A 23,083-nucleotide genomic window follows, 5' to 3' on the forward strand; every position below is an offset into this window, starting at 1 on the left:
GCCGGGTTTTCCTCCTTGGCGTCAGCCGATGAGCATGTTTCGCTCGGGCCATGCGTAATACGGTTCCTCACGCAGGCTTTGCAGCGCACTCAGAAAAACTATGGGGCCGATGCGGCCAATGAACATGAGCAGCGAGATGACTATCTTGCCCTGCGTGGACAGCTTGGGTGTAATGCCCGTACTCAAGCCTACTGTGGCGAAAGCCGAGATGGTCTCGAAAAGAATGTCCATGAAGATGTTGCCCGAGGCCTGAGCATGGGACGTGTCCCCGCCCTCGGTGATGGTCAGGATGAGCATGGACGTGCCGATGATGGTCACTGCAAAAATGACCAGAGTGAGGGCCTTGTTCACCGTGACCAAGTCCACGGCGTGCTTGCCGATGACCGTCTGCCGGCGATCCTTGATCTGCGAGATGGCGAAGGCCAGCAGCGTCCTGAAAGTCGTGGTTTTGATGCCGCCCGCGGTGGAGCCTGGCGAGCCGCCGATGATCATGAGCATCATCATGAACAGCAGCGATGCATTGGTCATCTGGCCGATGTCCAAAGTATTGAAGCCGGCGGTGCGGCAGGTCACAGACTGGAACAAGGATGACAGGATCTTGCTCAGGGGATCGAGCAGGCTGCGCTCGCCCAGGAACTCGGTGATATAGATGAAGATCCAGCCTATGACGATAAGCCACAGGCTGGTCTGAAGCACTATGCGCGTATACCAGCTCAGCCTGCGTTTTCCGCCTCTGGCCAGCCGTTGATGGACAACCCCTTCCAGCTCCACGAGCACCGAGAAGCCCAAGCCGCCCAAAATGATGAGGGACATGATCACCATGTTGACGCCAACATTATCCTGAAAGCGCACGAGGCTATCGGCGTGCAGGGCGAACCCGGCGTTGCAAAAGGCCGAGATGGAATGGAACAGGGCCGAGTAGAGAGTGAATCCCTCGGGATCAGAAAAATGCAGGAGCAGCGCGCCCGAGACCTCGATCATTAGAGTCCACAGGACCATATGAGTCAGGAAGCGTCCCAGGTGAAACGCCGGGTTGTGCAGCAGGTTCTGACCCACGGCTATACGGTCGGCCAGGGAGACGCGGCGGCGCCAAAGATAGAAAAAAAGGCTGGCGAAGGTCATAATGCCCAGGCCGCCGACCTGGATGAGCGCGAGGATGATGCTCTGGCCCACACGGGAAAATGCCGTGCCCGTGTCCACCACCGCCAGCCCTGTGACGCAGGTGGCTGAAGTGGCGGTGAACAACGCGTCTATCCAGGAGATGTTCCCGGCAGCCAAACTGAACGGCTGGTTCAGCAGGATTGCCCCGATGGCGATGGCCAGCCCGAAGAAGTAGATGGGCAGCGTGAATGGGGAAAAAAGGTTCTTGAAGAACATGAGCCGCTTAATACCGGCTTAGACCTGTTGACCACAAGCGCAAAATCCGGCGGGTGAATTACATTCCAGGCTCATGACGAACTCCTCCACCAGTTCACAGACCTGCGCGCGAGTCTCCCGGTGTGTAGTCAGCACGTGGCGGCTGGTGATGCGCTCCTGGATGGGCAGAAACTCCAGTCTACGCCGTGACGAACCAACGCGGCGCAATATCTCCCAGGCGTTTCCCACCGGCACGATCCTGTCGCCGGGCGCATGCAGCACGAGCAGGGGGGCGCGCACCGCTCCCAAATCGTGGCGGATAGGCTTGAGCCCTTGCATGAGGCTGTGCAAAGGCTCCAGGCACATGACCTCGCCGATGCCCTGCCAGGGCGCGATGGCCCTGGATTCGGGACTAGGCGGCCGCGTCTTGACCATAGGCGTGACGCGGCGCAGCATGCCGACCAAGGGCAGACGCCAGTCGCAAACCTCGGGGGGAAACCAGCGGTAAATGTAGACGGGCGCCGCCATGGTCACGATGCCGGCGGGCTGATGGCGCTGTCCGATGCGCAGGGCCAAACTGCCGCCCATGGACAGGCCGACCACAGCCACGGCCGCAAAACGTGCGCGCAACTCCAGATAGGCTTGTTCCGAGGCTTCGGCCCACTCGGAGAAGGAGCTTGTGGCGAATGCCGCCACCCCCTTCCCATGGCCCGGCAGCAATGGCGCTTCGGCGTGGATGCCCCTGGCAAGCAGGTGCTCCAGCAGGGGCTCCATCTCGAACGGCTCGCCGGTAAACCCGTGCAGCAGAAGACAAGCGATGTCCTCGCGCGTCCCAATATCCATAAAGGGCTCCTTGCCCTGGCTTTCGGTTTCGTCTATTTCCCGAGTGGCAACGCAGCCATCAGCCGCTCTCTACGATACTTCGCCGCAAAGACCAAGGATGGGCCATGAGCATTTCCCGTTGCGACCTGCTGCTTCGAGCGGACATCATCGTTACCCAGGACGCCCAAAGACGTATCGTCGAGGGCGGAGCCGTGGCTATCGACGGCGGCACGATCATCGAGGTCGGCCCCCAAGCCGAACTGGATGCCCGCTGGCAGGCCGAGCGCAGCCTGGATCTCGGCCGGAAGCTGGTCATGCCGGGACTCGTCAACGCCCACACGCATGCGAGCATGACCGTGTTCCGCGGCGTGGCCGACGACCTGCCGCTCATGACCTGGCTTACCGAGAACATCTGGCCGGTGGAGAAAGCGCTCAGCAAGGAGATCATCCACTTTGGCGCTTTGCTGGCCTGCGCCGAGATGATCCGCACCGGCACGACCTGCTTCTGCGACATGTACCTGATGGAGGCCGAGACCGCCCGAGCCGTGGACGAAGCCGGCATCAGAGCCGTCCTCGGAGAGGGCATTTTCGCCTTTCCCTCGCCCGCCTACGCCAAGACCGAAGACGCTTGGCCGATCATTGAGGATCTGCACGCCCGCTACAAGGGTCACGGACACATCCGCACGGCCATCATGCCCCACGCTGTTTACACCACCACTCCCGAAATCCTGAAGCGGAGCTGGGAGTTGGCTCAGGCCCACGGCTGCATCTGGAAGACGCACCTCTCGGAATCCGAAACCGAAACCAGGACATCCCTGGAGCAGTTTGGCCGCCGCCCGCTGGACTACCTGGAAAGCCTGGGCATATCCGGCTCCAAGTGCGTGTTCGCCCATTGCGTGGACCTTACGCCCGAAGAGATGGCCCGCATGGCCGAAACCGGGGCGCACGTGGTGCACTGCCCGCAAAGCAATATGAAGCTCACCAGCGGCATGGCCCGCATCGAGGACCTGCGCAGAGCCGGCGTCAACGTCTGCCTGGGTACCGACGGCGCGGCGAGCAACAACGACCTGAACATGTTCCTGGAAATGAACAGCGCGGCCCTGCTGCAGAAGGTGCGCACCATGGATCCCACGGCTCTGAACGCCCAGGCCGCGCTGGACATGGCCACGGTGAACGGAGCCAAGGCACTGGGATGGGAAGAGTTGGGCTGTCTGGAGGCGGGCAAGGCCGCGGACCTGATTGCCCTGGATCTGAACCAGCCCAACATGCTGCCCCTGTACAACCCGGTTTCGCACCTGGCCTATGCCGCCAGCGGTATGGAGGTCTGCCTGACCATGGTCAACGGCAAAGTGCTTTATGAACACGGCCGCTACGCAACCATGGATATGGACGGGCTGGCACGCGAGGCTGTCAAGGTTGCCCGTTGGGTCAAGGCCAGGGCGCACAAGACCAATTAAAGCAGATTGCCTTTAAGACGCCCGCTCCGGCGTTGACGGCGCAAGTGAATTGCGCCTACGCCTACGCGGCTGCAAGCCATGCCGACGCACGGCTTGCAGAGCATTTTCAAAAGCAAAATGCCCTGCAACTTGTTGGAAAGCAGGCTGCGGGCCGGGCTGGCACGCCGGTTGTGAAGCATTCGTCCGCAGCAAATCGCAATTTGCGCAACTGGCGCGGGAAAGCCCCAGCTTGTTTTTCAGAATCCGCCAAGGATTAATGGCCTTGACAAAGGCCCGGTTGTGATCCATTTACTCCTGTTTTCGAGACTCTGAAGTCAATTCATACGCCGCCTAGGCGGCGAGGAAGGAGGATACGATGGCCAAGGCGAAGAAGACTCAGGCCCATATTGACGGTGCCGTGATGACTGACGAGGGCCTCAGCTACAAGGGCTTCATCATGGATCCCATTGTGGAGAAGTGTGAAGGCTGTGAACGTGCCGTCGCGCACGATGACAAAAAGTACTGCCCAACCTATGCCAAGCCGGCCCAGAAGTGGAACCAAGGCGTGTGCAATTTCGCCACCCACGTTCGCGCCGAGGTGACCAAGGAAGGCAAGGTCAAGGTCAACCCCCTCAAGGCCTCCAAGCGCGCGGCCCGCGGCAGGTAGACAACCAGTCTTTCAAGGCGGGTCCGCCAGGGCCCGCCTTTTTCATTGTCCTCGGGGATCTCACCCCTTATCTTGAAGCTAGTTTTTCCTTATCCATTGCCCATGAACTTATCCCCCAAGGGAGAAACGCATGCTCGATTCGCTCCTTCGCAGGCTTGAGGGCAAGCGCCAGACAGTAATCGAACTGCAGCGCCGCCTGGTGGCCGTTCCCGCACTGGGCCCGGATAACGAAGGCCAAGGGGAATGGGCCAAGGCCCAGCTGACCAAGGCCATGCTCGCGGAAATGGGCCTAGGCGTGGACAAGGACATGCACGCTCCCGATTCGCGGGTGCCGGACGGCCTGCGCCCGAATTTCACCTGTGTCATTCCCGGCAAGGACAGGAGCAAAACCCTTTGGGTCATCTCGCACCTGGACATCGTGCCGCCAGGCGATCTCTCCCTGTGGGAGGGAGATCCCTATGTGTTGCGCGTTGAGGGCGACCAGCTCTACGGACGCGGCACCGAGGACAACAATCAGGCCGCGGTTTCCTCACTTATTTTGGCCCAGAGCATCCTGGAGGAGCGGCTCACGCCGCCTATCAACCTGGGTATGCTCTTCGTTGCCGACGAGGAGACAGCCAGCAAGTTCGGTCTGGAATACGTCATCAAGCAATATGCGGACTATTTCCACCCCGGCGACCTGTTCCTGGTGCCAGACTTCGGCGGCCCGGATTCTAGCATGATGGAAGTGGCCGAGAAGAGCATCTTCTGGCTCAAGATTACGGTGTTCGGCAAGCAGTGCCATGCCTCCACGCCCGAGCAGGGCAACAACACCCTGGTGGCGGCATCCGACCTCGTGCTGCGCATCCGTGAACTGTACAATATTTTCGATGCGCGCGACGAGATGTTCAATCCGCCTTTCTCCACCTTCGAGCCCACCAAGAAGGAGGCCAATGTGGAGAACGTGAACACCGTGCCGGGCAAGGATGTTTTCTACGTGGATTGCCGCGTGCTGCCCTGCTATCCCCTGGCGCAGGTCATGGACAAAATCCGCGAGCTTGGCCGGCAGGTGGAGGCCAAGTACGGCGTGCGCATCGAATACCAGGATGTGCAGCGCGAAGATGCCGCGCCGCCCACTTCGCCAGAAAGCGAAGTAGTCACGCGCCTGGCCGCGGCCATCCGCAGGATCTACGACGTGGAGCCCAAGCCCACGGGAATCGGAGGAGGCACAGTGGCCGCCGTGCTGCGTCGCGCCGGCCATCCGGCCGTGGTCTGGTCCACCCTGAACCACAATGCCCATCAGCCCAATGAACACAGTTCCATCACCTTCACCATCGGTGACGCCAAAGTCATGGCCGCCATGCTCTGGCCCGAGGGATAGCCGCAAGCACGATATGCCCGCACACCCCCAAAAGGCGCCCCTGCCCGAGCGCTTCGCGCTCATCGTGGTCGGGGCCGGCCACGCAGGATGCGAGGCGGCCATGGCTTCCGCCAGGCTCGGCCTGCCTACCCTGCTCCTGACCATCAATGTCGATCGCATCGGGCATCTGTCCTGCAACCCGGCCATCGGTGGACTGGCCAAGGGCCATATAGTCAAGGAGATCGATGCCCTAGGCGGCCGCATGGGCCTGTGGGCCGACCAGGCCGGCATACAGTTCCGCATCCTCAATACGCGCAAGGGTCCGGCCGTGCGCGCCACGCGGGCTCAGATCGACCGACGCGAGTACATGCGCGTGGTGCAGCGCGACCTGTTCGCTCAGGACAATCTGTGGATCCTGCAGGATATGGCCGAGGCAGTTTTGGTGGAGAACGGCCGCGCCGCTGGCGTGGCCACGTCCCTGGGACAGCGTTTCGCCTCGCGCGCCGTGCTGCTGACCACGGGAACCTTTCTGCAGGGACTCATCCATGTCGGCCTGATGAATTATTCCGGTGGCCGCATGGGCGATCCGGCCTCCATGGGTCTATCCAAGAATTTGGCTGACCTGGGCCTGGAGCTTGGTCGACTCAAGACCGGAACCACCCCACGCCTGCTCAAGGACAGTATCGATTTCTCAGAGCTGGAGCCCCAACCGGGTGACAATCCGCCCCTGCCCTTCAGCTTTCACTCTCCAGGCGTGGTCCTGCCACAGGTGGACTGCCATATCACCTACACCAACGAGCGCACCCATGCGGCCATCCGCGAGGGTTTCGAGCGTTCGCCCATGTTCACGGGAATCATCAAGGGCACAGGGGCGCGCTACTGCCCGTCCATCGAAGACAAGGTGGCCCGCTTCCCGGACAAGGAACGCCACCAGGTGTTCATCGAGCCGGAAGGGCTGGACAGCCCCGAGGTCTACCCAAGCGGCATTCCAACGAGTCTGCCTCTGGACATCCAGAAGCGCATGATCGCCTCCATTCCCGGACTGGAGCAGGCCCAGATCGTGCGGCCCGGCTACGCCATCGAGTATGATTTCGTGCCGCCCATGCAGCTACAGCCGACCCTGGAGACCAAGGCTTTGCCCGGCCTATACCTTGCCGGGCAGATCAACGGCACCTCGGGCTACGAAGAGGCAGCTGGACAGGGTCTGTGGGCCGCGCTTAACGCCTGCTGCGCTCTGCGCGGCCAAGAACCGTTCCTGCCCGGCCGCGATCAGGCCTATCTCGCGGTCATGGTCGATGACCTGGTCACCAAGGGTACGAGCGAGCCCTACCGCATGTTCACTTCGCGTGCCGAGCACAGGCTGCTGCTGCGCGAGGGCAATGCAGATGCCCGCCTGACGCAGGCGGGCCGCGAGATGGGCCTAGTGGACGATGCACAATGGGCGACCTTTAGCGCCAAGCAGACCGACATATCGGAGCTCATGCTCATCCTGGAGTCGCACATCATCCGACCTGATGCCGCCACCCGCGACATTCTGGCTTCCATGGCCGCCACGGCTCCTGGCAAAGCCGTGCCCCTGACGGCCATCTTGCGCCAACCCGAAGTTGAAATCGAGGCCTTGGCGCCTTTCTGCCCCGATCTGCCAAAATATGCCGAAGGCGTGCTGCGCGAGGCGGAGACCAGGATCAAATACGAGGGCTACCTTAAGCGCCAGGAAGAACTTGTGCTCCGCTCACGGCGGCAGGAAGAGACCGCCCTGCCATACGACACAGAATATGCCGCAATTCCTGGCCTTTCCCGGGAGGCCGTAGAGAAACTCAGCCGCGTCAGACCATTGACATTGGGGCAAGCCAGCCGTATTTCAGGCATCACTCCCGCAGCCATATCCTGTCTTGAGATCCACCTCAAAAAAATGCATCTCCTGTAATCGGCCGGCATGGATATACCGCGACGAGACGAACAGGAGCTTGTCACGCAAGATGGGACGGCCCTGCGGGGAAGCAGGCAAGGCATGCATGGGCAACCTTGATCTTCTCTGTCTTAAGGCTATATTGCCGACAAACATGACTAGTAGAAATAAATACATAGAGGACTGCGGAACAGAACCGATACGGTCAGGCGGCGGATACAGCCAATCCACAGTACCTTCTCCACGGGTCCTTTCGGGCATCCGCCACCCGAAAGCCACGCGAATACAATCGCATGGACCTGCCCGACCACCCACAACAAGGAGTACTGGGTTGGACGACAACCAATCAGACAGTATTTGGGTTCATATTAAAAACCTCTTCCGCGGCAAGGATGATGAGATGCCGTTGGAAAAGGCGATCCTCGAAGCCAAGGAGGAAGGCGACCTGGCAGCCGAGGACACGACCATGCTCCTCAACGTTCTGCGCTTGAGCCGCCTGTCCGTGCACGAAATCATGATCCCGCGCACGGACATGGTTTGCGCCGAAGTGACCGATTCCATCCAGCAGCTGGGACAGCTTATTGTCGAGCATGGCCATTCCCGCATTCCCATTTATGAGGACGACAAGGACAATATAGTTGGTCTGATCTACACCAAGGACCTTCTGCCAGCCATGCTGGGCAACAGCAAAGCCGAGTTGACCATCCGTGATATCCTGCGACCGGCCATGTTTGTTCCGGAGAACAAGAACGCGCGCGACATGCTGCGCGAGTTCCTGGCTCGGCGCATGCACATGGCCATTGCCCTGGATGAATACGGCGGCACCTCCGGCCTGGTAACCCTCGAAGACGTTATCGAGCAGATCGTGGGTGACATAGAGGACGAGCACGATATCCAGGAGCCGGAGGAAATCCTGTTTCTGGACAACGGCCAGCTACGCGTATCCGGCCGCATGGCTCTCGAGGACCTCAACGAGGAAAGCGGCATGCGCTTGTCCTCGGATCAGGTTGAAACCATCGGCGGGTACCTGTGCGAACTCACGGGTCGCGTGCCCCGCAGCGGCGATTCCTTCGTCGTGCAAGGACGTAAGATCACCGTGGCGGAAGCAGACAAGAAGCAGGTCAAATGGATCACCATCTCCGCTCCCGAGGCCCTGCCGGCGGGAGGAACAGACTCACGATGATAACCTGGGCCATGGCTATAGTGGCGGCGTTCGGCGCCTGGGTCGGTTGGGCCAACCCCGTATACCAGGAACCCTTCTTCGCGCTGCTCTTTCCGGCTGGTCTGGCATGGCTGGCCATCACGGCCGCAAGTCCCCGGCAGGCCCTCAAGCGCGGTTTTCTGACGGCGCTCCTGGCATATAGCGGATGCCTGTATTGGGTGTTCGTTCCCGTGCATCGCTACGGCAATATCCCGATGGTGTTGGCACTACCCTGCCCGGTGCTCCTGGCCATGTATCTGGCCGTCTATCCGGCCGTTTTTTGCGGGATGCTGCATTGGGCGAAGTCCAAGCTGTCGCCCCTGGCCCTGGGTCTGTTCGCGGGTCTGCTCTGGGCCAGTCTGGAATTGGCCGTGGGCGTCGTCTTCACCGGCTTCCCCTGGCTGCCGCTTGCCGCAGCCATGACCGCACGTCCCTTCGCCATTCAAGCCGCAGCCCTTATCGGCGGAACAGGTTTGGCGGCTTTACTGGTCACGGCCACGACTTGGTTCGTGCTGCCCGGACGGCGTTTGCCCATCACCTTACCCCGAATTCTGGCCATTCTGTTGGTGGCAGGGTGGGCAGTCATAGGCATGACACGGCTTGACGATCCGTTGCCCCAAGGCCGCTGGGCCAGAGTTGGCATTGTCCAGGGCAACATCGACCAGTCCTTGAAATGGGATCCAGGCTATCAGACAGATACGGTCAGCCGGTACATTGATTTGAGTGAGAAACTGGTCAGGCAAAATCCCGTAGATCTGTTGGTATGGCCCGAAACGGCCTTGCCATTCTTCCTTCAGGAACTGACTCACGAAGGTGCCCGTGTGCGCAACTTGGCGAGGACGCAGGAGATTCTACTGTTGACCGGTTCGCCAGCCTACGAATTCGACCTGGCTAACAATCGGTACATCATGTATAATCGTACGTTCTTGCTCGGCCCTCAGGGCGGCACAATGGGCCAGTACGACAAGATGCACCTGGTGCCTTTCGGCGAATACGTCCCTTTGGGAGAAATTCTGCCATTGACTAAGCTCGTGCAGGCTGTCGGTGACTTCCGTGAAGGCACGGACGGACAGCCTCTTGCGGGTGGCAATCTTGCCTTGGGTGTACTCATTTGTTATGAAACGATTTTTCCGGCCCTGGCGCAGGAGCGCGTGACCAAAGGCGCCAGCGTTCTGGTAAACATGAGCAATGATGCCTGGTTCGGCCAGACCTCGGCGCCACGCCAGCACCTGCAACTGGCCGCTTTGCGGGCGGTGGAGCAAGGTCGCTACATGATCCGCTCCACAAATACCGGCATCTCCGCCATCATCGACCCACGCGGTCGTATCGTGCAGGAGACCGAGTTGTTCAAGACTGCTAGTTTGTCTGGAAATATTTCAGCCATATACGAAACCACGGTGTACCATGACCTAGCGTGGCTTTTGCAAAGTGTGATCATCGGCCTGACGCTGCTTCTGGTCGTATGGGCCATTTTGCGCGCCAGGCAGGCACAGACGCCCACCGTGACGAGAAATACCTAACATGTTGCATTATAACGATTTGAAGGCGCGCGGCGCGCAACTGCTGGACAGCTACGAATCCCTCTGGGGGCGCCTTTGACCATGACCGCGACAATGAGCGCCTGCGCCAGATAGAGGACGCGCTGTCCAAGCCTGGCGCCTGGGACAAGCCGGATCGTCTGACGCCCATGCTCCAGGAGAAACGGCAGATCTCCGAAAAGCTGGAGCGTCTGACCGTACTGCACAAGACCAGGCAGGAGGTTGAGGAGTGGCTTGATCTGGCCCGCGAGGACCAAGCCCAGGAAGTGCTCGCGATCCTGTCCGAACAACTGGATGTCCTCCAGGAGCGGCTCAAGGATGTCGAGTTGCGAGAGATGCTCGCTGGTCCAGAAGACCAGAACTCGGCCATCATGGAAATCCATTCCGGCGCTGGCGGAACCGAGGCTCAGGACTGGGCCGAAATGCTCCTGCGCATGTACCGGCGCTGGTCCGAGAGACAGGGCTACAAGGTCAGCATCCTGGACTTTCTGGAAGGCGAAGAGGCTGGGTTCAAAAGCGTGACGGTGCAGGTCGAAGGCCTATACGCCTACGGAATGCTCAAGGGGGAAAGCGGTATCCACCGGCTCATCCGCATATCGCCTTTCGACACCTCGGGACGCAGGCATACGTCCTTTGCCTCCGTGGCCGTATATCCGGACGTGGGCACGGACATCGATATCGATGTTCGTGAAGAGGACTTACGCATCGATGTCTTCCGCGCTTCCGGAGCTGGCGGCCAGCACGTGAACAAGACCGAATCTGCGGTGCGTATCACCCATCTGCCGACGGGCGTTGTGGCGCAGTGCCAAAACGAGAAATCCCAGCTTCGCAACAAGGAAACGGCGCTCAAGATCCTCAAGGCCAGGCTGTATGAGCTTGAGCTCAAGAAGATCGCGGCTGCGCGCCAAGCCGAATACGAATCAAAGGATACTATCGCCTGGGGCAGCCAGATACGCACGTACACGCTGCAACCTTACAGACTGGTAAAGGATCACAGGACCGGCATGGAGATCGGCGACGTCGAAGCCGTTCTTAATGGCGAGATAGACCCACTGATACGCAACTTTCTGTTAGAGTTCCATGTCCGCTAGCGCATACAGGGAAAAACTGCTCCAGGAACTCGCGGTGCTTCGCGATGTCGCCGCTACTGCCCTGGGAGAGAGACATGGCCGGGACAGTACGGCCGTGTTCAAGGTGTTCAGCGGTCTATCTCTTGATGTCTGGACCCGGTTGGCTTCGGAAGTTGACTCTGGCCCTCTCCTTGCACTTCCGCTTGAGGGCGATATCTACCCGTTCGTTATGCACCTGGTCAGAACCATGGAGGATCTCGCCGCTCAGGCGGATTTTGACTCGACGACCGGACTGCCGGGCCGCATAAGTTTCGCCTGGGCGCTGGAAAACGAAGTTGAGCGGGCAGTGCGCAATCAGACTTCATTAAGTGTGGCTCTCCTCGACATAGATTGGACAGACCGGACAACCGGCATATCCATTCCTGCCGGCGAAGGTCTGGAAGAACTCGTGGCCCAAGTTGCCGCGATCATAACCGCCGGCCGGCGGAGGTACGATTTTATCGCACGCATGTCCGACAACAGATTCGCACTTTCCTTTCCGGGCATCGGTCTTCAGCGCACCACGAGCACTCTGGAGAGGCTACAGAACGATGTTTGCACCATGAACGCCCAGGCAGAGCATGTCGCCTGCAACGTGGGCATCGCCAGTATAAAGGGACGCATCCCCATGACGGGCAAGGAATTTATCGCCCTGGCGGAGAACGCCTTGGCCGAGGCCAAGACAAAGGGAGACAACGCCCTCGTTGCGGCAGCCATTCCCGATATCGCCGTGACGCCCAAGTCCACTCTGGTGCATTCGCGGGAAAAGCAGTTCCTCTTTACCGGTTGTTAAGGAAGCTCTGACCATGGACAACGTGAACTGCACCTTGAGCATGTCCGTCATGAGCGGCAAGGGAGGCGTCGGGAAGACCAACCTGGCCCTCAACTTGGGGTATGCGCTCTTCAAATCCGGCCATCCCCTTATGCTCATGGACTGCGACTTGGGACTGGCCAATCTGGACGTGCTGCTCGGCCTCTCTCCTGACATGAACCTGCAGGATCTGCTCATGCCAGGCGTGAACATCGCGGATGTGCTCGTGCGCGTGGAGTCAGGCGGTTTCGACTTCTTGCCGGCCACTTCGGGCGTACCTGAACTGGTGGAAATGGACGAAGATCTCCAGGCCTTGCTCTTCGACAAACTCAAGGCCCTGGCCAAGGGCTACGAGTACATTATCCTTGATCTTGGAGCCGGCATCAGCAAGACGGTCCTGTCCTTCGCGGCCATGACCCACATGCAAATCGTGGTTATCACGCCCGAGCCCACGTCGCTCACCGACAGCTACGCCATGATGAAAGTGCTCCAGAAGCAGCATGGCATCACGGACTTCTATGTGGTCGTTAACCAGATGGCCTCCCCCGAAGAAGGCAAGCTTACCTTCGACCGGCTCAAGGCCGCCTGCAAGCGTTTCCTGTCCATCGATATCAAGTATCTTGGCGGCGTCCACCACGACAATGCCATAGTCGAGGCAGTCCGGCGCCAAACGCCCCTGCTCAAACTTACCACCAAGGCGCAGGCCAGCCAGGACATCAGCGCCCTGGCCAAGCGGATACAAACTCTGCGGGGCGAGAACCTCGTCACGATCTCAAAGACTCCGGCCCTGAGAGACGTCTCCATTGCTGGGAAATAATAAATACTTGACGAAATTAGCTTCTTTTCGGCATGTACGCATATGATATGGGGCTACGCCCAATAATTCGCCTCAGGCTGACCCTAGGCGGCACACCTCAAGCAAGCCATAAGCGAGGGCAAGAGCCATGAACAAAAGCGAACTGATCAAGACGCTTGCCGAAGACAAGGATATTCATGTCGATGAGGCCTCCAAAATCGTCAATGCCTTCGTGGACTCCATCAAGGACTCCTTGCTCCAAGGCGAGCGGGTGGAGATTCGCGGTTTCGGCAGTTTCAAGATTAAGGAATATAAAGGCTATACAGGACGCAACCCCAAGACCGGCGACATCGTCGATGTTGAGCCCAAGCGGCTGCCCTTCTTTCGACCTGGTAAGGAATTGAAGGAGTTCCTGAATAGCTGATATGCCACGCTTCATTGCGACGATTGTCCTGGCTTTCCTTCTTTTACCGATCCTGATGAACAATGCCTGGGCCGCTCCCGTCCTGGGCATTGTTTTCTCTGGCAATGAGTATGGCGAGTATCGCCCATGTCCCACCTGAGGCGACAAAACCATTGGCGGCTTGGCCCGGAGGGCTACCGCACTTCAGGATTATCGCGCGGCAGCCTCAGGCTACCCGCTTTTTCTTCTCGCAAGCGGCCACTCTTTTCTGCCTCTGGATGGGCCGGCGCCGGATGCGCGCCAGACAGCCGCCTTGTCCAAGGTCTATTCCCTTTTGGCTTACGATATCGGGCTGCTGACGCCGGCAGAGGCCGCGCACCTTCGAACGCTGAATGTTCCACCGCCCACCAACTGGGTCGTGCAGAGTTCCCAGATCGAAACAGTCCTGCGCAGCAAAGGCTCCATTACTCTGGGCATTGTCATCCTGCCCGCGCTTGCCAAGGAAGCGCAGGTGAATCCGCCGGAGGCGCTACGCGAAGAGATTGCCGCAGCAGCCAACCGCCTGCGCGAGAAGGCCGATCTTGTCGTGGCGTTGAGCCCATGGGGAATACGAGCGGAGCAAAACTTGCTGGAGACGTCTCCGCCGAGTTTCGATTTGCTCTTGGGGACAGGCCAGGGCATCGGTAATACAGGTCGGCTCATGAACAAGGATGCCCTTTTGTGGATGCGGGCTTATGATAAGGGCAAGGCCTTGCAGCGCGTCGATATTTTCACTTTACCCGAAAAGGGCGCGAGCAGCTTCGCCTGGCAGCAGGGTAAAAGCATTTCCTGGACCACTATTCCATTAAGTGAAAAGATATATTCTGATCCTGGCATACTTGAGATTTTCAATTCACTAGACAAGACCAAGAAATAATTTTTAGCTTTCCCGGCCCACGCTAGCGAGGAGGATACTATGTTTCGTGGCGCGTTCACGGCTTTGGTCACTCCGTTCAAGAACGATTCAATCGACGAAGATGCCTACCGGGCTCTCGTGGAATGGCAACTTGAGCAGGGCATTCACGGCCTCGTACCCTGCGGCACCACAGGCGAATCCGCCACGCTGTCCCATGCCGAGCATAAACGGGTCATCTCCATCTGCGTGGATCAGGTCAAGGGCCGTGTGCCCGTCCTGGCTGGAGCTGGCTCGAACAATACGAGCGAGGCCATTGAGCTGACTCGCTTCGCGAAGGAATCCAAAGCAGACGGGGCCCTGCTCATCACGCCCTACTACAATAAGCCTACCCAGGAAGGCCTTATCGCGCATTTCAAGGCTATTGCGGCTGAGGTCTCCATGCCTTTCATCGTCTACAACGTCCCAGGCCGGACCGCGACGAACCTGCTCCCTGAGACCCTGGCGGAGATGCGCCGAACAATATCCGAAGTCATCGGCGTCAAAGAAGCAACCGCCGACTTGACTCAGATATCCAAAGTCCTCGAATTGTGCGGCAGGGACTTCCTGGTCCTCTCGGGCGACGACTTCACTGTGCTGCCGACGCTGGCCATTGGCGGCGTGGGCGCTATCTCGGTTGTGTCGAACATCAAGCCAGCCGCCATGTCCGGCCTCGTCAACGCCTTCAATCAAGGTGATCTGGACAAGGCCAGGGATCTGCACTTTCAGCTAGCTCCCCTGTGCAGGGCCATGTTCATGCGCACCAACCCAATTCCGGTCAAAGCCGCCCTATACCTTATGGGCCGTCTCAGTCCGGAGCTGCGTTTGCCGCTCCTGCGCATGGATGCCAAGCTGGAATCGGAACTCAAGTCAGTGCTCGCTACGGATGGCCTAGTCTAGAGCAGATCGCTTTTAAGACGCCCGCTCCGGCGTTGACTGCGCAAGTGAATTGCGCCTACGCCCACGCGGCGGCAAGCCATCCCGACGCATGGCTTGCAGAGCATTTTCAAAAGCAAAGTGCTCTAAATAGGATGTTGGCCTCCTTGGACGGGGTGGTTGTGCCTGACTAGCCCTACTCCTTTGAGGCCAACATGTTTTTTAGACTTGCAGGCTCCATATGGCTCCTCCTGGAGGCCCAGAGCACGGTTTGTCTGCCAGTCATAGTCCTGGCCCTTCTCAGGAGCTGACACGGGCTTAGCGATTGTCCTCAGTAAGTACCACGATGGTATCGCCGCAAATGACTGTGATGATCTTACCGGACCAGCCCCACGCAACTATCAACATGGCTCAGCATCCTTACAGCAATAAGCCTCGAAGGTGTCCGGTTGCTCTACCTTCTTGCCCTTCTTGGCCTGGCTCGAGTTTTCAGCATTGGCGAGCAGCTTTCTGGCTTTGTCCCGACACTTGCGGGCTTTCTTAAGCTAACGTCAGCGTACGCGCCAAGGGCGAGCAGCTTTTCCTTACCCCGAAGCGATACTTCAAACGCCACAACTTACCCCCTTCGTGGGTAACAAGCAGGTACATACCCCAACTGTCAGACAGCTTGCGGGGCTTGGCTTCGGGCTTTGCGTTGCGAATGGACGTATCGGATAGTGGCATGGCGGGGGGCTTCAGCGCGTGGGGTACTTTCGGCGCGTTTTCGCGTTCCGCAGTTCGCCCATTCCCAGCCATACCCTCGGATGCCAACGGAGGATGCAGGACATACTCGGACTATTTCTAGCCGGTTTGCCCTTGAATTTCTGTCTGTTTAGACCTTTTCGGTTTTAGCTGGATTCAATTGTGGTGGCCCCGACAGGATTCGAACCTGTGGCCTTCCGCTTAGGAGGCGGACGCTCTATCCACCTGAGCTACGGGGCCGATAATTGAAAAACATTCCAAAACCGAGGCGAGTATATATAGTAAAAGCGCTCCGTTTGGCAACACGGATATGCGCTTCCAATTGGAGCCCGGTTGCTTCCACAGTGGCAAGGCCTGCATTGACGCGGACTGGTTCTTGCCTTAGCAAGACTTCGGACATAAATTGAGCATTCAAACAGTCTTTTACGGGCAGAGATTATGACCAAGAAAGAGATGCTCATCGAGGCCGCCAAGGAGGTCTTCGGTGAGTATGGGTATGCCGATACGACTTTCAAGAAGATTTCCGAACGCGCTGGAGTCGCGTTCGGTCTGCTCACACACCATTTCGGCACCAAGGAAAATCTGTTCCTGCTCACTGGCCTGGAGGTGCTGACCGACCTGAGTTCGCGGGTCAACAAGGCCATGGCCGACGGAGATACAGGGCTAGCCTCGATTTTGAATTTTTGTCGCGAGTATCTGGCCTTCTCCATGGATACAAAATCACACTTCATGGTTCTCGTGCGCTGTTCGCCATATAGCGATCTGAAAACCCGCGAGAGCAAGGAATCAATCCAAAGCGGCTTTCGAGCCCTGCTACACGACCTGGAAGCCAGCCTGTGGCGCGGCATTGAGGATGGAACCGTACGCGAGGTTCCGGTTGCTGAGACAGCCGCGGCCTTGCTCGGCATTCTCGTGGGCACCGTACGCACGCAGCTGCTCACAGGCTATGCCCCGCCCAATCTTTATCCCGAAGTCCTGACCTTTATCGAGCGCAGCCTCAAACGCACCAGGGATTGCCAAGGGCCGGACCTCTGTGCGCATGCAATTTATTGATGCGCGCCTCGCTTAACGACGTCAATCCATGTGCCTATATGCACTAACATGGCTCATGCGGCATGCAGAGTGCGCTTTATGACGACACGTTAAATGCAATACCTCATACTTTCCGACCAATAAATAAAAATTTGATTTCCCAATGCCTCACGCATTGCCTGTAGTCCGCCCTTGCGGAGGCTCTTCCGCTAATGATCTTTATTCTAGGGTTTACAATGCCCTACAAGCCGTTTAGGAGTTTGTTTTGAGGTGTCATCTCCAGGCTTGATTTGCTGTTTTCCAGGAGCTTTCCATGATCCTCCGGACCATTCAGCTGCTCTTTGTCTGCATGTGCATGCTCTATCCGGTATGGTCAGAGGGAAAATCAATTCAAGCCAATCTTACGTCATTGGCCGAGGAGTCCGGCAAGGCTGTTGTCAATATCAGCGCAGTGCGCAAAGTAGATTCCAGAGAACGCTTGAGAGAACTCTTCAGACTTGAGCGTCAAGCCCCCCCTTTTGAAGAATTCCTGGATCGTTTTCAAAGCCATCTCAATCCAGAGATGGGGGCGCTCCAGCGCTCCATGGGATCTGGCTTCCTGATCTCCACCGATGGGTATATTGTCACCAACAACCACCTCGTCGCCGGGGCGGAAGAAATCACTGTGCTTCTGCATAATGATGATAATCCCCGTCAGGCGGCCATCGTCGGATATGACACCGAAACCGATCTGGCCCTCCTCAAGATTGATGCGCCAAGTATGCTTTCCACCCTGGCTTTCGCCAATTCCGACCAGGCGAGGGTCGGCGAATGGGTTTTAGCCATTGGCAATCCCTTCGGTCTCGATCACTCCGTGACACTGGGCATCATCAGCGCCAAAGGTCGGGCGTTGGGCGCAGGCCTCTTCGACGACTTCATCCAAACCGACACCTCCATCAACCCCGGCAATTCCGGGGGACCGCTTATTAATCTTTCGGGGGGCGTCGTGGGGATCAACACGGCCATTATGGCCCATGGCCAAGGCATCAGCTTTGCTGTTTCCAGCAACTTAGCCAAACAAATCATCCACGAACTAAGAACACGTGGCAGAGTTATGCGCGGCTGGTTGGGTGTTTCGGTACAGGATGTCGATTCTCTTATGGCCAAAGCCCTCGCCCTGCCCTCCCCTGGCGGCGCTCTCATCTCTGGCCTTACCCCGAATGCTGCGGCAGACAAGGCTGGCATGCACGTTGGTGACGTCATCCTGCGCTTAGGCTATCGGGTTATCGAGGACTCCACGGATCTGTTGCGTACAGTGGCCGCGAAGCAGCCTGGGCAAGAAGCCATTATTGTCGTGTGGCGCAAGGGTCTGGAGCAACATTTGACTGTCACCGTGGGCAACAAGGATGATATGTTCCTTGAACAGGCTACACGTAGTGAGCAGGCAGAAACAGCTTCCACCTTGGAAGGTCTCATCATAAGGCCGATCACGGAGACCGAGGGCAAGCGGCTGGGCCTTAACTCCCCGCAGGGCCTTCTGGTGCTGGACGTAAGGCCGGGTTCCGCCGCCGAACACGCTGGAGTCCAGCCAGGCGACCTTATCATGCAGGCAACTCGCCGGGCCGTACGCTCCTTAAAAGAATTCAGGAGCATCGTGGACCATGCGCGTAAGGAAACAGGTACGGTCATGTTGCTCATCAGACGTGGCAGCAAGGACTTTTTCGTAACCCTGGCCCTTCGTTGAGCGCCAAGAAGGAAGAATCGAGATATTCATGGCAGCACCTACGGAAACTTCTGTCACGCTAAACGCTTGCTGCAAGGTTAATCTCTTCCTGCGCATCATCTGTCGAAGGCCTGATGGATATCACGACATTAAGACTCTCTTCTATCCATTGCCAGAACCGCACGATTCCCTGCTGGTCACCCCATTGACCGCAGGCTCAGGGCTCCATCTAACGTGCTCTCGCAAGGAGCTGGAGACGGGTTCCAATCTTGTGGCTAAGACGTACGCCGCCTTTGCCAGCCGCACGGGCTTTTCGCCCGGGCTGTCGATTCATCTGGAGAAACGTATCCCCACAGGCGCAGGGCTGGGCGGTGGCAGTTCCGATGCTGCGGTACTGCTGGCATATCTTAACGATCTGGCTGGCGAACAAGCTCTGTCTACCACGGATATGACAGCTCTGGCTGCAAGCCTTGGAGCGGATGTGCCATATTTTCTGCTGCACGGCCGGCATGGCAAGCCTGCACTGGCCACAGGTATTGGCGAATCGCTCTCTCCCATCCAAGTTGACCTGGATGGGTACTGGCTGGTCTTGGTTTGCCCGCCAGAACATGTTTCCACCCCCTGGGCCTATGGAGCTTGGGATCGGCTGTACCCGGAAAAAACATGTTCCGAAGAAGATCTGGCCATATTGACAGCAACGAATCAAGAGGCTAGTAACCTTTTTTGCCCTGAGACTACTGCGCTAGGGAATGATTTTGAGGCAGCGGTTTTCCCTGCTTTCCCTGAGTTGGCAAAAGTCAAGGACGAGTTGCTCGATAGGAGTGCGGCCCACGCTGTCATGAGCGGCAGCGGAGCCGCAATTTTTGCCTTATATCGAGACGCGGACATAGCTAAAAGTGCTCAGTTAGCCTTTTCAGGCCGCTCAGTACCCGCGTATGCATTTCCTCTTCCGTGCTGGGGTGTCGCCAAGTGGTAAGGCATCGGGTTTTGGTCCCGACATCCGAGGGTTCGAATCCTTCCGCCCCAGCCAACCTATTTCTCGAGGATGTTGATGCGATGGCTGTGCATAGAGAACTCCGAATCCTGAGCGGATCGGCCAATCCTGAATTAGCGGAGGCCATCTGCGACCATCTGGGCTGCAAGTTGCTTCCCACCATCGCCGAGACCTTCAGTGATGGCGAAATTCGCGTTGAGATCAACGCCAATGTTCGTGGTGCCGACGTATTTGTCGTGCAGCCGACCTGCGCGCCGGTCAATTTTAATCTCATGCAGCTGGGGCTCATCCTTGATGCGCTCAAGCGCGCCAGCGCCGGCAGGGTCACTGCGGTGGTGCCGTATTACGGCTATGCCCGCCAGGACCGCAAGGTTTTCCCCCGGGCGCCAATCAGCGCCAAGCTCGTTGCCGATTTTCTCTCCGTCGCGGGCATGGACCGTCTGCTCACCGTGGACTTGCATGCCGGGCAGATCCAGGGATTCTTCAACCTGCCTGTGGACAACCTTTATGCCGCGCCCGTTCTGCTGCAGTATCTCAAGGAGTACAAGCAGGAAAGGGAAGTGGTCATCGTTTCGCCCGATGCAGGCGGCGTGGAGCGCGCCCGCGCCTATGCCAAGCGCATGGAAGCCAGCCTGGCCATCATCGATAAGCGCCGCGACGCGCCTAACCAAGCCAAAGCCATGAATGTTATCGGCAACGTTGAAGGCAAGGTTGCCGTGGTGCTGGACGATATGATCGACACGGCCGGAACCATCTGCTCCGCAGCCGAAGTACTTTTGGACAATGGCGCCCAGGACGTTTTGGCCTGCGCTACGCATCCCATCTTGTCTGGGCCTGCTATTGAGCGCCTGGAGCAGTCTGCATTTACCAAGATCATCGTCACCGACACCATTCCGCTCAGCCCCAGAGCCAGGGAGTGTGGAAAGATCGTGGTCAAATCGGTGGCTGGCCTGCTGGCCAAGGCTATTCACAACATCCATACGGAATCCTCTGTCAGCGTTCTGTTCGTCTAGCGCTTAACCGCCAGGTCTCAGGGCTAGCCAGATCGTTCAGGATCCGGGAACAAGGAGAAGGATCAATGTCCAACGAAAATCAGCTCAGCGTTGAAAAGCGTGTCAGAGTCGGCAAGGGTCCTGTGCGCGACGTGCGCGCCGAAGGCTTTGTGCCCGGTATCTATTATGATGCCAAGGGCGAGAACATCCCGGTCAAGGTTCGGGAAGTTCCTCTGACCAAGCTTTATGAAAAGGTCGGCAAGGCGCACGTGTTTACCCTCAAGATCGAGTCCGAGGGCCAAATCGCGGAGAAGCCCGTATTCATTTGGCAGATTTCCCGCCATGCCTACAAGAAGCAGATCATGCACGTTGACTTCTATGGCGTGGACCTGAATAAGCCCATCCGGGTCATGGTTCCCGTCAATGTCACGGGCAAAGCCCCTGGCTTGATACTTGGCGGCGTGGTGCAGATCTTCCGTGACAAGATCGAACTCGAATGCCTGCCGCTCGAGATTCCGGAAACCGTCACCGTCGACGTTTCCAGCATGAACATCAACGATACGGTGCACATCTCCAGCCTGCCCTTGCCCCAGGGTGTCAAGGCCGTATACGGCGATGACAACTTCGCCGTGGTCGGTGTCGTGCCTCCCGCAAGCGAAACCGAAGCAGAAGCCGCCACTGGCGAAGCCGCTTCTGCGGCTGGCGCCTAGCGTTACTTTTGCTATTCTTCCTCGTGAGGCTCCGGCAACGGAGCCTCACATTCTCAAGGCCAATCGGACGACAAGGCCTTTACATGCCGCTCCACCGTCCTATCTTGTGCCTTGGCTAACTTCCGGACTATCAAGCCATGGACCTCAAAGGCCTCATTGTCGGCCTTGGCAACCCAGGCCCGGAATACGAGCAGACCAGACACAATATCGGCTTCATGCTCGTGGATGCCGTCCTGGAAGAAATCGCTGCCAAGCCCTACCGGCGAATGGAACAACTGCCCGCCACGGATCTTTACCGTCTCTGGCGAATCTCACTGCCCCGAGTAAAAGGCGATTTTCTCCTTGCCAAGCCGCTGACGTACATGAATCTAAGCGGCATAGCTGTGGCGCGTATTTGCCGGGAGAATGGCATTCAACCCCGTAATACCCTCATCGCCCATGACGAAATCGATCTGCCTCTAGGCAGAATGAAATTCAAGGTCGGAGGCGGAGCGGCAGGTCATAACGGGGTGACGTCCATTGTCAACGAATTAGGCACCGGCGATTTTCCCAGGTTGCGCCTGGGCATCGGCAGGCCAGCTGGCGCTTTAGTGCGGGAGCATGTGCTTACCGACTTCACCCCTGCGGAACTGCTGCTGGTCAACTTGGTTCTCGCCGCAGCGCGAGACGCCCTGCCGGTCTACTTCGGTAAGGGCTTGACCGCGGCCATGCAGACCGTGAATTCCTTCAATGCGGTGCAGCAGTCTCCAAGTCAGGGCTAGACGGTACAGCCGAACGCCTATTGATGAGGAACTCTCCTGATCGCGATGCCCTATAGCGCATGGAGGAAATAGGGCCAGGATGGACTTGCTTGGGTATTTAGGTTATTTAACTCCAATTGAGTCTGCCAGCCTGCGGGAGGGAACTAGGCCCGTGTTTTCCCCAAACGATTTGGTGGTGTATCCTGCCCAGGGCGTGGGCCGGGTCGAACGAATCCAACGCCAGGAAATCGGCGGCGCCAGCACCGAGTTCTACATCGTGCGCATCCTGAGCAATAATGTCACGCTCATGGTGCCCGTTCCTAATGCGCGTAACGTGGGATTGCGACCCGTTTGTTCTGCCACGAGTGGCGAGGCCATCCTGGAATCCCTCAAGGATCGTTCCGATTTTACCGGCTATACTGGACAAAACTGGAATAGACGTTATCGGGAGTATTCCGAGAAACTCAAAAGCGGTGCCCTGGAAGATGTGGCCTATGTGCTCAAGGAGCTTCTGCTCATAGGCAACGACAAGGAACTGTCATTTGGCGAGCGCCGCCTCCTTGAACAAGCTATGAATTTGATTACCCTTGAGTTGTCTTTTTGTCTGGAAAAGCCTCAGAAAGAGATCCAGGAGCGCATTAATTCCCTCTTCGAGGATGTTTTAAATAAAGATCGGGATGAGTAGAAATCACTTGTCATCTTTCCCGGTGCTTTGTATAAACTAGCTTACATAATTTTGGCTTGTTGATGGCCATGCGTTCACTGCAACGATGGCCCGTACCTGTTACGAGTCATTGCACCATTAATCCCCTCTTTCTCAACTAGTTAGACAGCAAGAGAAATCCTGAATAAATACCTCGGGCGCAGTCGAGCCAAATTGCTTCTCTACAGCTTGCTGTCAGTGCTCTTTATCCGGATTCGTCCGTTTCATGCTCATGTTTAGGTGCAAACCTAATAGCGGAATAATTGCCAGTCTGA

22 protein-coding genes and 2 tRNA genes are annotated in these 23,083 nt (G+C 57.9%); 20 read left to right on the forward strand and 4 right to left on the reverse strand.

Going from position 1 to position 23,083, the window contains the following annotated elements; all coding sequences use genetic code 11:
* Positions 1 to 21: 21 nt before the first annotated feature.
* Entirely contained in the window at positions 22 to 1,377 is a 1,356-nt protein-coding gene (locus H585_RS0106840; protein ID WP_027367279.1) for a TrkH family potassium uptake protein, read from the reverse strand.
* A gap of 18 nt (positions 1,378 to 1,395) precedes the next feature.
* A complete protein-coding gene (locus H585_RS0106845; protein ID WP_027367280.1) occupies positions 1,396 to 2,199 on the reverse strand; it encodes an alpha/beta hydrolase in 804 nt (267 codons plus the stop codon).
* Positions 2,200 to 2,303: 104 nt separating this feature from the next.
* Between H585_RS0106845 and H585_RS0106850 the strand changes: the two genes are divergently transcribed.
* The 12 genes from H585_RS0106850 (at position 2,304) to dapA (ending at position 15,218) form a co-directional block, all read left to right on the forward strand.
* On the forward strand, positions 2,304 to 3,635 hold the full coding sequence (locus H585_RS0106850) for an amidohydrolase family protein (protein ID WP_027367281.1): 1,332 nt from the start codon (positions 2,304 to 2,306) through the stop codon (positions 3,633 to 3,635).
* Between the two features lie 355 nt (positions 3,636 to 3,990).
* A complete protein-coding gene (locus H585_RS0106855) occupies positions 3,991 to 4,281 on the forward strand; it encodes a PxxKW family cysteine-rich protein (RefSeq protein WP_005983248.1) in 291 nt (96 codons plus the stop codon).
* A 130-nt stretch (positions 4,282 to 4,411) separates the two neighbouring features.
* Entirely contained in the window at positions 4,412 to 5,641 is a 1,230-nt protein-coding gene (locus tag H585_RS0106860; protein WP_027367282.1) for a M20 family metallo-hydrolase, read from the forward strand.
* 13 nt (positions 5,642 to 5,654) lie between these two features.
* Positions 5,655 to 7,547: a tRNA uridine-5-carboxymethylaminomethyl(34) synthesis enzyme MnmG gene (gene mnmG, locus H585_RS0106865; RefSeq protein WP_027367283.1), complete on the forward strand. Its 1,893-nt coding sequence runs from the start codon at positions 5,655 to 5,657 to the stop codon at positions 7,545 to 7,547.
* A gap of 313 nt (positions 7,548 to 7,860) precedes the next feature.
* On the forward strand, positions 7,861 to 8,712 hold the full coding sequence (locus H585_RS0106870) for a hemolysin family protein (RefSeq protein ID WP_027367284.1): 852 nt from the start codon (positions 7,861 to 7,863) through the stop codon (positions 8,710 to 8,712).
* Positions 8,655 to 10,250, forward strand: coding sequence for an apolipoprotein N-acyltransferase (gene lnt / locus H585_RS0106875; RefSeq protein WP_027367285.1), 1,596 nt, complete (start codon positions 8,655 to 8,657; stop codon positions 10,248 to 10,250). Before H585_RS0106870 ends, lnt begins: the two co-directional genes overlap by 58 nt.
* 1 nt (position 10,251) lies before the next feature.
* Positions 10,252 to 11,359, forward strand: a protein-coding gene (gene prfB, locus H585_RS0106880) for a peptide chain release factor 2 (RefSeq protein ID WP_102046945.1) whose coding sequence is annotated in 2 segments (ribosomal slippage) — positions 10,252 to 10,326 and positions 10,328 to 11,359 — 1,107 coding nt in all. Because the reading frame shifts where the segments join, the coding sequence is not laid out codon by codon here.
* Positions 11,349 to 12,170, forward strand: a complete 822-nt coding sequence (locus H585_RS0106885; protein ID WP_027367287.1) for a GGDEF domain-containing protein — start codon at positions 11,349 to 11,351, stop codon at positions 12,168 to 12,170. The genes prfB and H585_RS0106885 overlap by 11 nt, the downstream gene beginning before the upstream one ends.
* Before the next feature lie 13 nt (positions 12,171 to 12,183).
* A complete protein-coding gene (locus tag H585_RS0106890; protein ID WP_027367288.1) occupies positions 12,184 to 13,005 on the forward strand; it encodes a MinD/ParA family protein in 822 nt (273 codons plus the stop codon).
* 127 nt (positions 13,006 to 13,132) lie between these two features.
* The gene (locus tag H585_RS0106895) at positions 13,133 to 13,408 is read left to right on the forward strand and encodes an HU family DNA-binding protein (protein ID WP_005983232.1); all 276 of its coding nucleotides are present in this window, start codon (positions 13,133 to 13,135) and stop codon (positions 13,406 to 13,408) included.
* Between the two features lie 55 nt (positions 13,409 to 13,463).
* Positions 13,464 to 14,303 (forward strand): UshA-like (seleno)protein family 2, encoded by an 840-nt coding sequence (locus tag H585_RS0106900; RefSeq protein ID WP_244432494.1) that lies wholly within the window; start codon positions 13,464 to 13,466, stop codon positions 14,301 to 14,303.
* Between the two features lie 39 nt (positions 14,304 to 14,342).
* Entirely contained in the window at positions 14,343 to 15,218 is an 876-nt protein-coding gene (dapA, locus tag H585_RS0106905; RefSeq protein ID WP_005983227.1) for a 4-hydroxy-tetrahydrodipicolinate synthase, read from the forward strand.
* Positions 15,219 to 15,734: 516 nt separating this feature from the next.
* Here dapA and H585_RS22870 read toward each other — a convergent pair.
* On the reverse strand, positions 15,735 to 15,989 hold the full coding sequence (locus H585_RS22870) for an Arm DNA-binding domain-containing protein (RefSeq protein ID WP_338042133.1): 255 nt from the start codon (positions 15,987 to 15,989) through the stop codon (positions 15,735 to 15,737).
* A gap of 109 nt (positions 15,990 to 16,098) precedes the next feature.
* A tRNA-Arg gene (locus H585_RS0106915) sits at positions 16,099 to 16,175 on the reverse strand.
* 198 nt (positions 16,176 to 16,373) lie between these two features.
* Here H585_RS0106915 and H585_RS0106920 point away from each other — a divergent pair.
* The 8 genes from H585_RS0106920 (at position 16,374) to H585_RS0106955 (ending at position 22,790) form a co-directional block, all read left to right on the forward strand.
* Entirely contained in the window at positions 16,374 to 16,988 is a 615-nt protein-coding gene (locus tag H585_RS0106920; RefSeq protein ID WP_005983142.1) for a TetR/AcrR family transcriptional regulator, read from the forward strand.
* A gap of 292 nt (positions 16,989 to 17,280) precedes the next feature.
* Complete coding sequence (locus H585_RS0106925; RefSeq protein ID WP_027367290.1) at positions 17,281 to 18,690, forward strand: Do family serine endopeptidase; 1,410 nt, start codon at positions 17,281 to 17,283, stop codon at positions 18,688 to 18,690.
* A 28-nt stretch (positions 18,691 to 18,718) separates the two neighbouring features.
* On the forward strand, positions 18,719 to 19,645 hold the full coding sequence (ispE, locus tag H585_RS22035) for a 4-(cytidine 5'-diphospho)-2-C-methyl-D-erythritol kinase (protein ID WP_051183001.1): 927 nt from the start codon (positions 18,719 to 18,721) through the stop codon (positions 19,643 to 19,645).
* Positions 19,625 to 19,699, forward strand: a tRNA-Gln gene (locus H585_RS0106935). The genes ispE and H585_RS0106935 overlap by 21 nt, the downstream gene beginning before the upstream one ends.
* Before the next feature lie 26 nt (positions 19,700 to 19,725).
* Complete coding sequence (locus tag H585_RS0106940) at positions 19,726 to 20,676, forward strand: ribose-phosphate diphosphokinase (RefSeq protein ID WP_005983138.1); 951 nt, start codon at positions 19,726 to 19,728, stop codon at positions 20,674 to 20,676.
* Between the two features lie 65 nt (positions 20,677 to 20,741).
* The gene (locus tag H585_RS0106945; protein WP_027367292.1) at positions 20,742 to 21,365 is read left to right on the forward strand and encodes a 50S ribosomal protein L25/general stress protein Ctc; all 624 of its coding nucleotides are present in this window, start codon (positions 20,742 to 20,744) and stop codon (positions 21,363 to 21,365) included.
* Positions 21,366 to 21,502: 137 nt separating this feature from the next.
* Complete coding sequence (pth, locus tag H585_RS0106950; protein ID WP_027367293.1) at positions 21,503 to 22,126, forward strand: aminoacyl-tRNA hydrolase; 624 nt, start codon at positions 21,503 to 21,505, stop codon at positions 22,124 to 22,126.
* 151 nt (positions 22,127 to 22,277) lie between these two features.
* Complete coding sequence (locus H585_RS0106955) at positions 22,278 to 22,790, forward strand: CarD family transcriptional regulator (protein WP_027367294.1); 513 nt, start codon at positions 22,278 to 22,280, stop codon at positions 22,788 to 22,790.
* Positions 22,791 to 23,083: the final 293 nt, after the last annotated feature.

It is taken from the genome of Desulfocurvibacter africanus subsp. africanus DSM 2603 (genome assembly GCF_000422545.1).
GTDB classification, from domain to species: Bacteria; Desulfobacterota; Desulfovibrionia; order Desulfovibrionales; family Desulfovibrionaceae; genus Desulfocurvibacter; species Desulfocurvibacter africanus.

Bases quoted from the DNA above. Each gene is read 5' to 3' on its own strand.
- H585_RS0106840 (WP_027367279.1), bottom strand. From the start codon at position 1,377: ATGTTCTTCAAGAACCTTTTTTCCCCATTCACGCTGCCCATCTACTTC.
- H585_RS0106845 (WP_027367280.1), bottom strand. From the start codon at position 2,199: ATGGATATTGGGACGCGCGAGGACATCGCTTGTCTTCTGCTGCACGGG.
- H585_RS0106850 (WP_027367281.1), top strand. From the start codon at position 2,304: ATGAGCATTTCCCGTTGCGACCTGCTGCTTCGAGCGGACATCATCGTT.
- H585_RS0106855 (WP_005983248.1), top strand. From the start codon at position 3,991: ATGGCCAAGGCGAAGAAGACTCAGGCCCATATTGACGGTGCCGTGATG.
- H585_RS0106860 (WP_027367282.1), top strand. From the start codon at position 4,412: ATGCTCGATTCGCTCCTTCGCAGGCTTGAGGGCAAGCGCCAGACAGTA.
- mnmG (WP_027367283.1), top strand. From the start codon at position 5,655: ATGCCCGCACACCCCCAAAAGGCGCCCCTGCCCGAGCGCTTCGCGCTC.
- lnt (WP_027367285.1), top strand. From the start codon at position 8,655: ATGGATCACCATCTCCGCTCCCGAGGCCCTGCCGGCGGGAGGAACAGA.
- H585_RS0106885 (WP_027367287.1), top strand. From the start codon at position 11,349: ATGTCCGCTAGCGCATACAGGGAAAAACTGCTCCAGGAACTCGCGGTG.
- H585_RS0106890 (WP_027367288.1), top strand. From the start codon at position 12,184: ATGGACAACGTGAACTGCACCTTGAGCATGTCCGTCATGAGCGGCAAG.
- H585_RS0106895 (WP_005983232.1), top strand. From the start codon at position 13,133: ATGAACAAAAGCGAACTGATCAAGACGCTTGCCGAAGACAAGGATATT.
- dapA (WP_005983227.1), top strand. From the start codon at position 14,343: ATGTTTCGTGGCGCGTTCACGGCTTTGGTCACTCCGTTCAAGAACGAT.
- H585_RS22870 (WP_338042133.1), bottom strand. From the start codon at position 15,989: ATGGCTGGGAATGGGCGAACTGCGGAACGCGAAAACGCGCCGAAAGTA.
- H585_RS0106920 (WP_005983142.1), top strand. From the start codon at position 16,374: ATGACCAAGAAAGAGATGCTCATCGAGGCCGCCAAGGAGGTCTTCGGT.
- H585_RS0106925 (WP_027367290.1), top strand. From the start codon at position 17,281: ATGATCCTCCGGACCATTCAGCTGCTCTTTGTCTGCATGTGCATGCTC.
- ispE (WP_051183001.1), top strand. From the start codon at position 18,719: ATGGCAGCACCTACGGAAACTTCTGTCACGCTAAACGCTTGCTGCAAG.
- H585_RS0106940 (WP_005983138.1), top strand. From the start codon at position 19,726: ATGGCTGTGCATAGAGAACTCCGAATCCTGAGCGGATCGGCCAATCCT.
- H585_RS0106945 (WP_027367292.1), top strand. From the start codon at position 20,742: ATGTCCAACGAAAATCAGCTCAGCGTTGAAAAGCGTGTCAGAGTCGGC.
- pth (WP_027367293.1), top strand. From the start codon at position 21,503: ATGGACCTCAAAGGCCTCATTGTCGGCCTTGGCAACCCAGGCCCGGAA.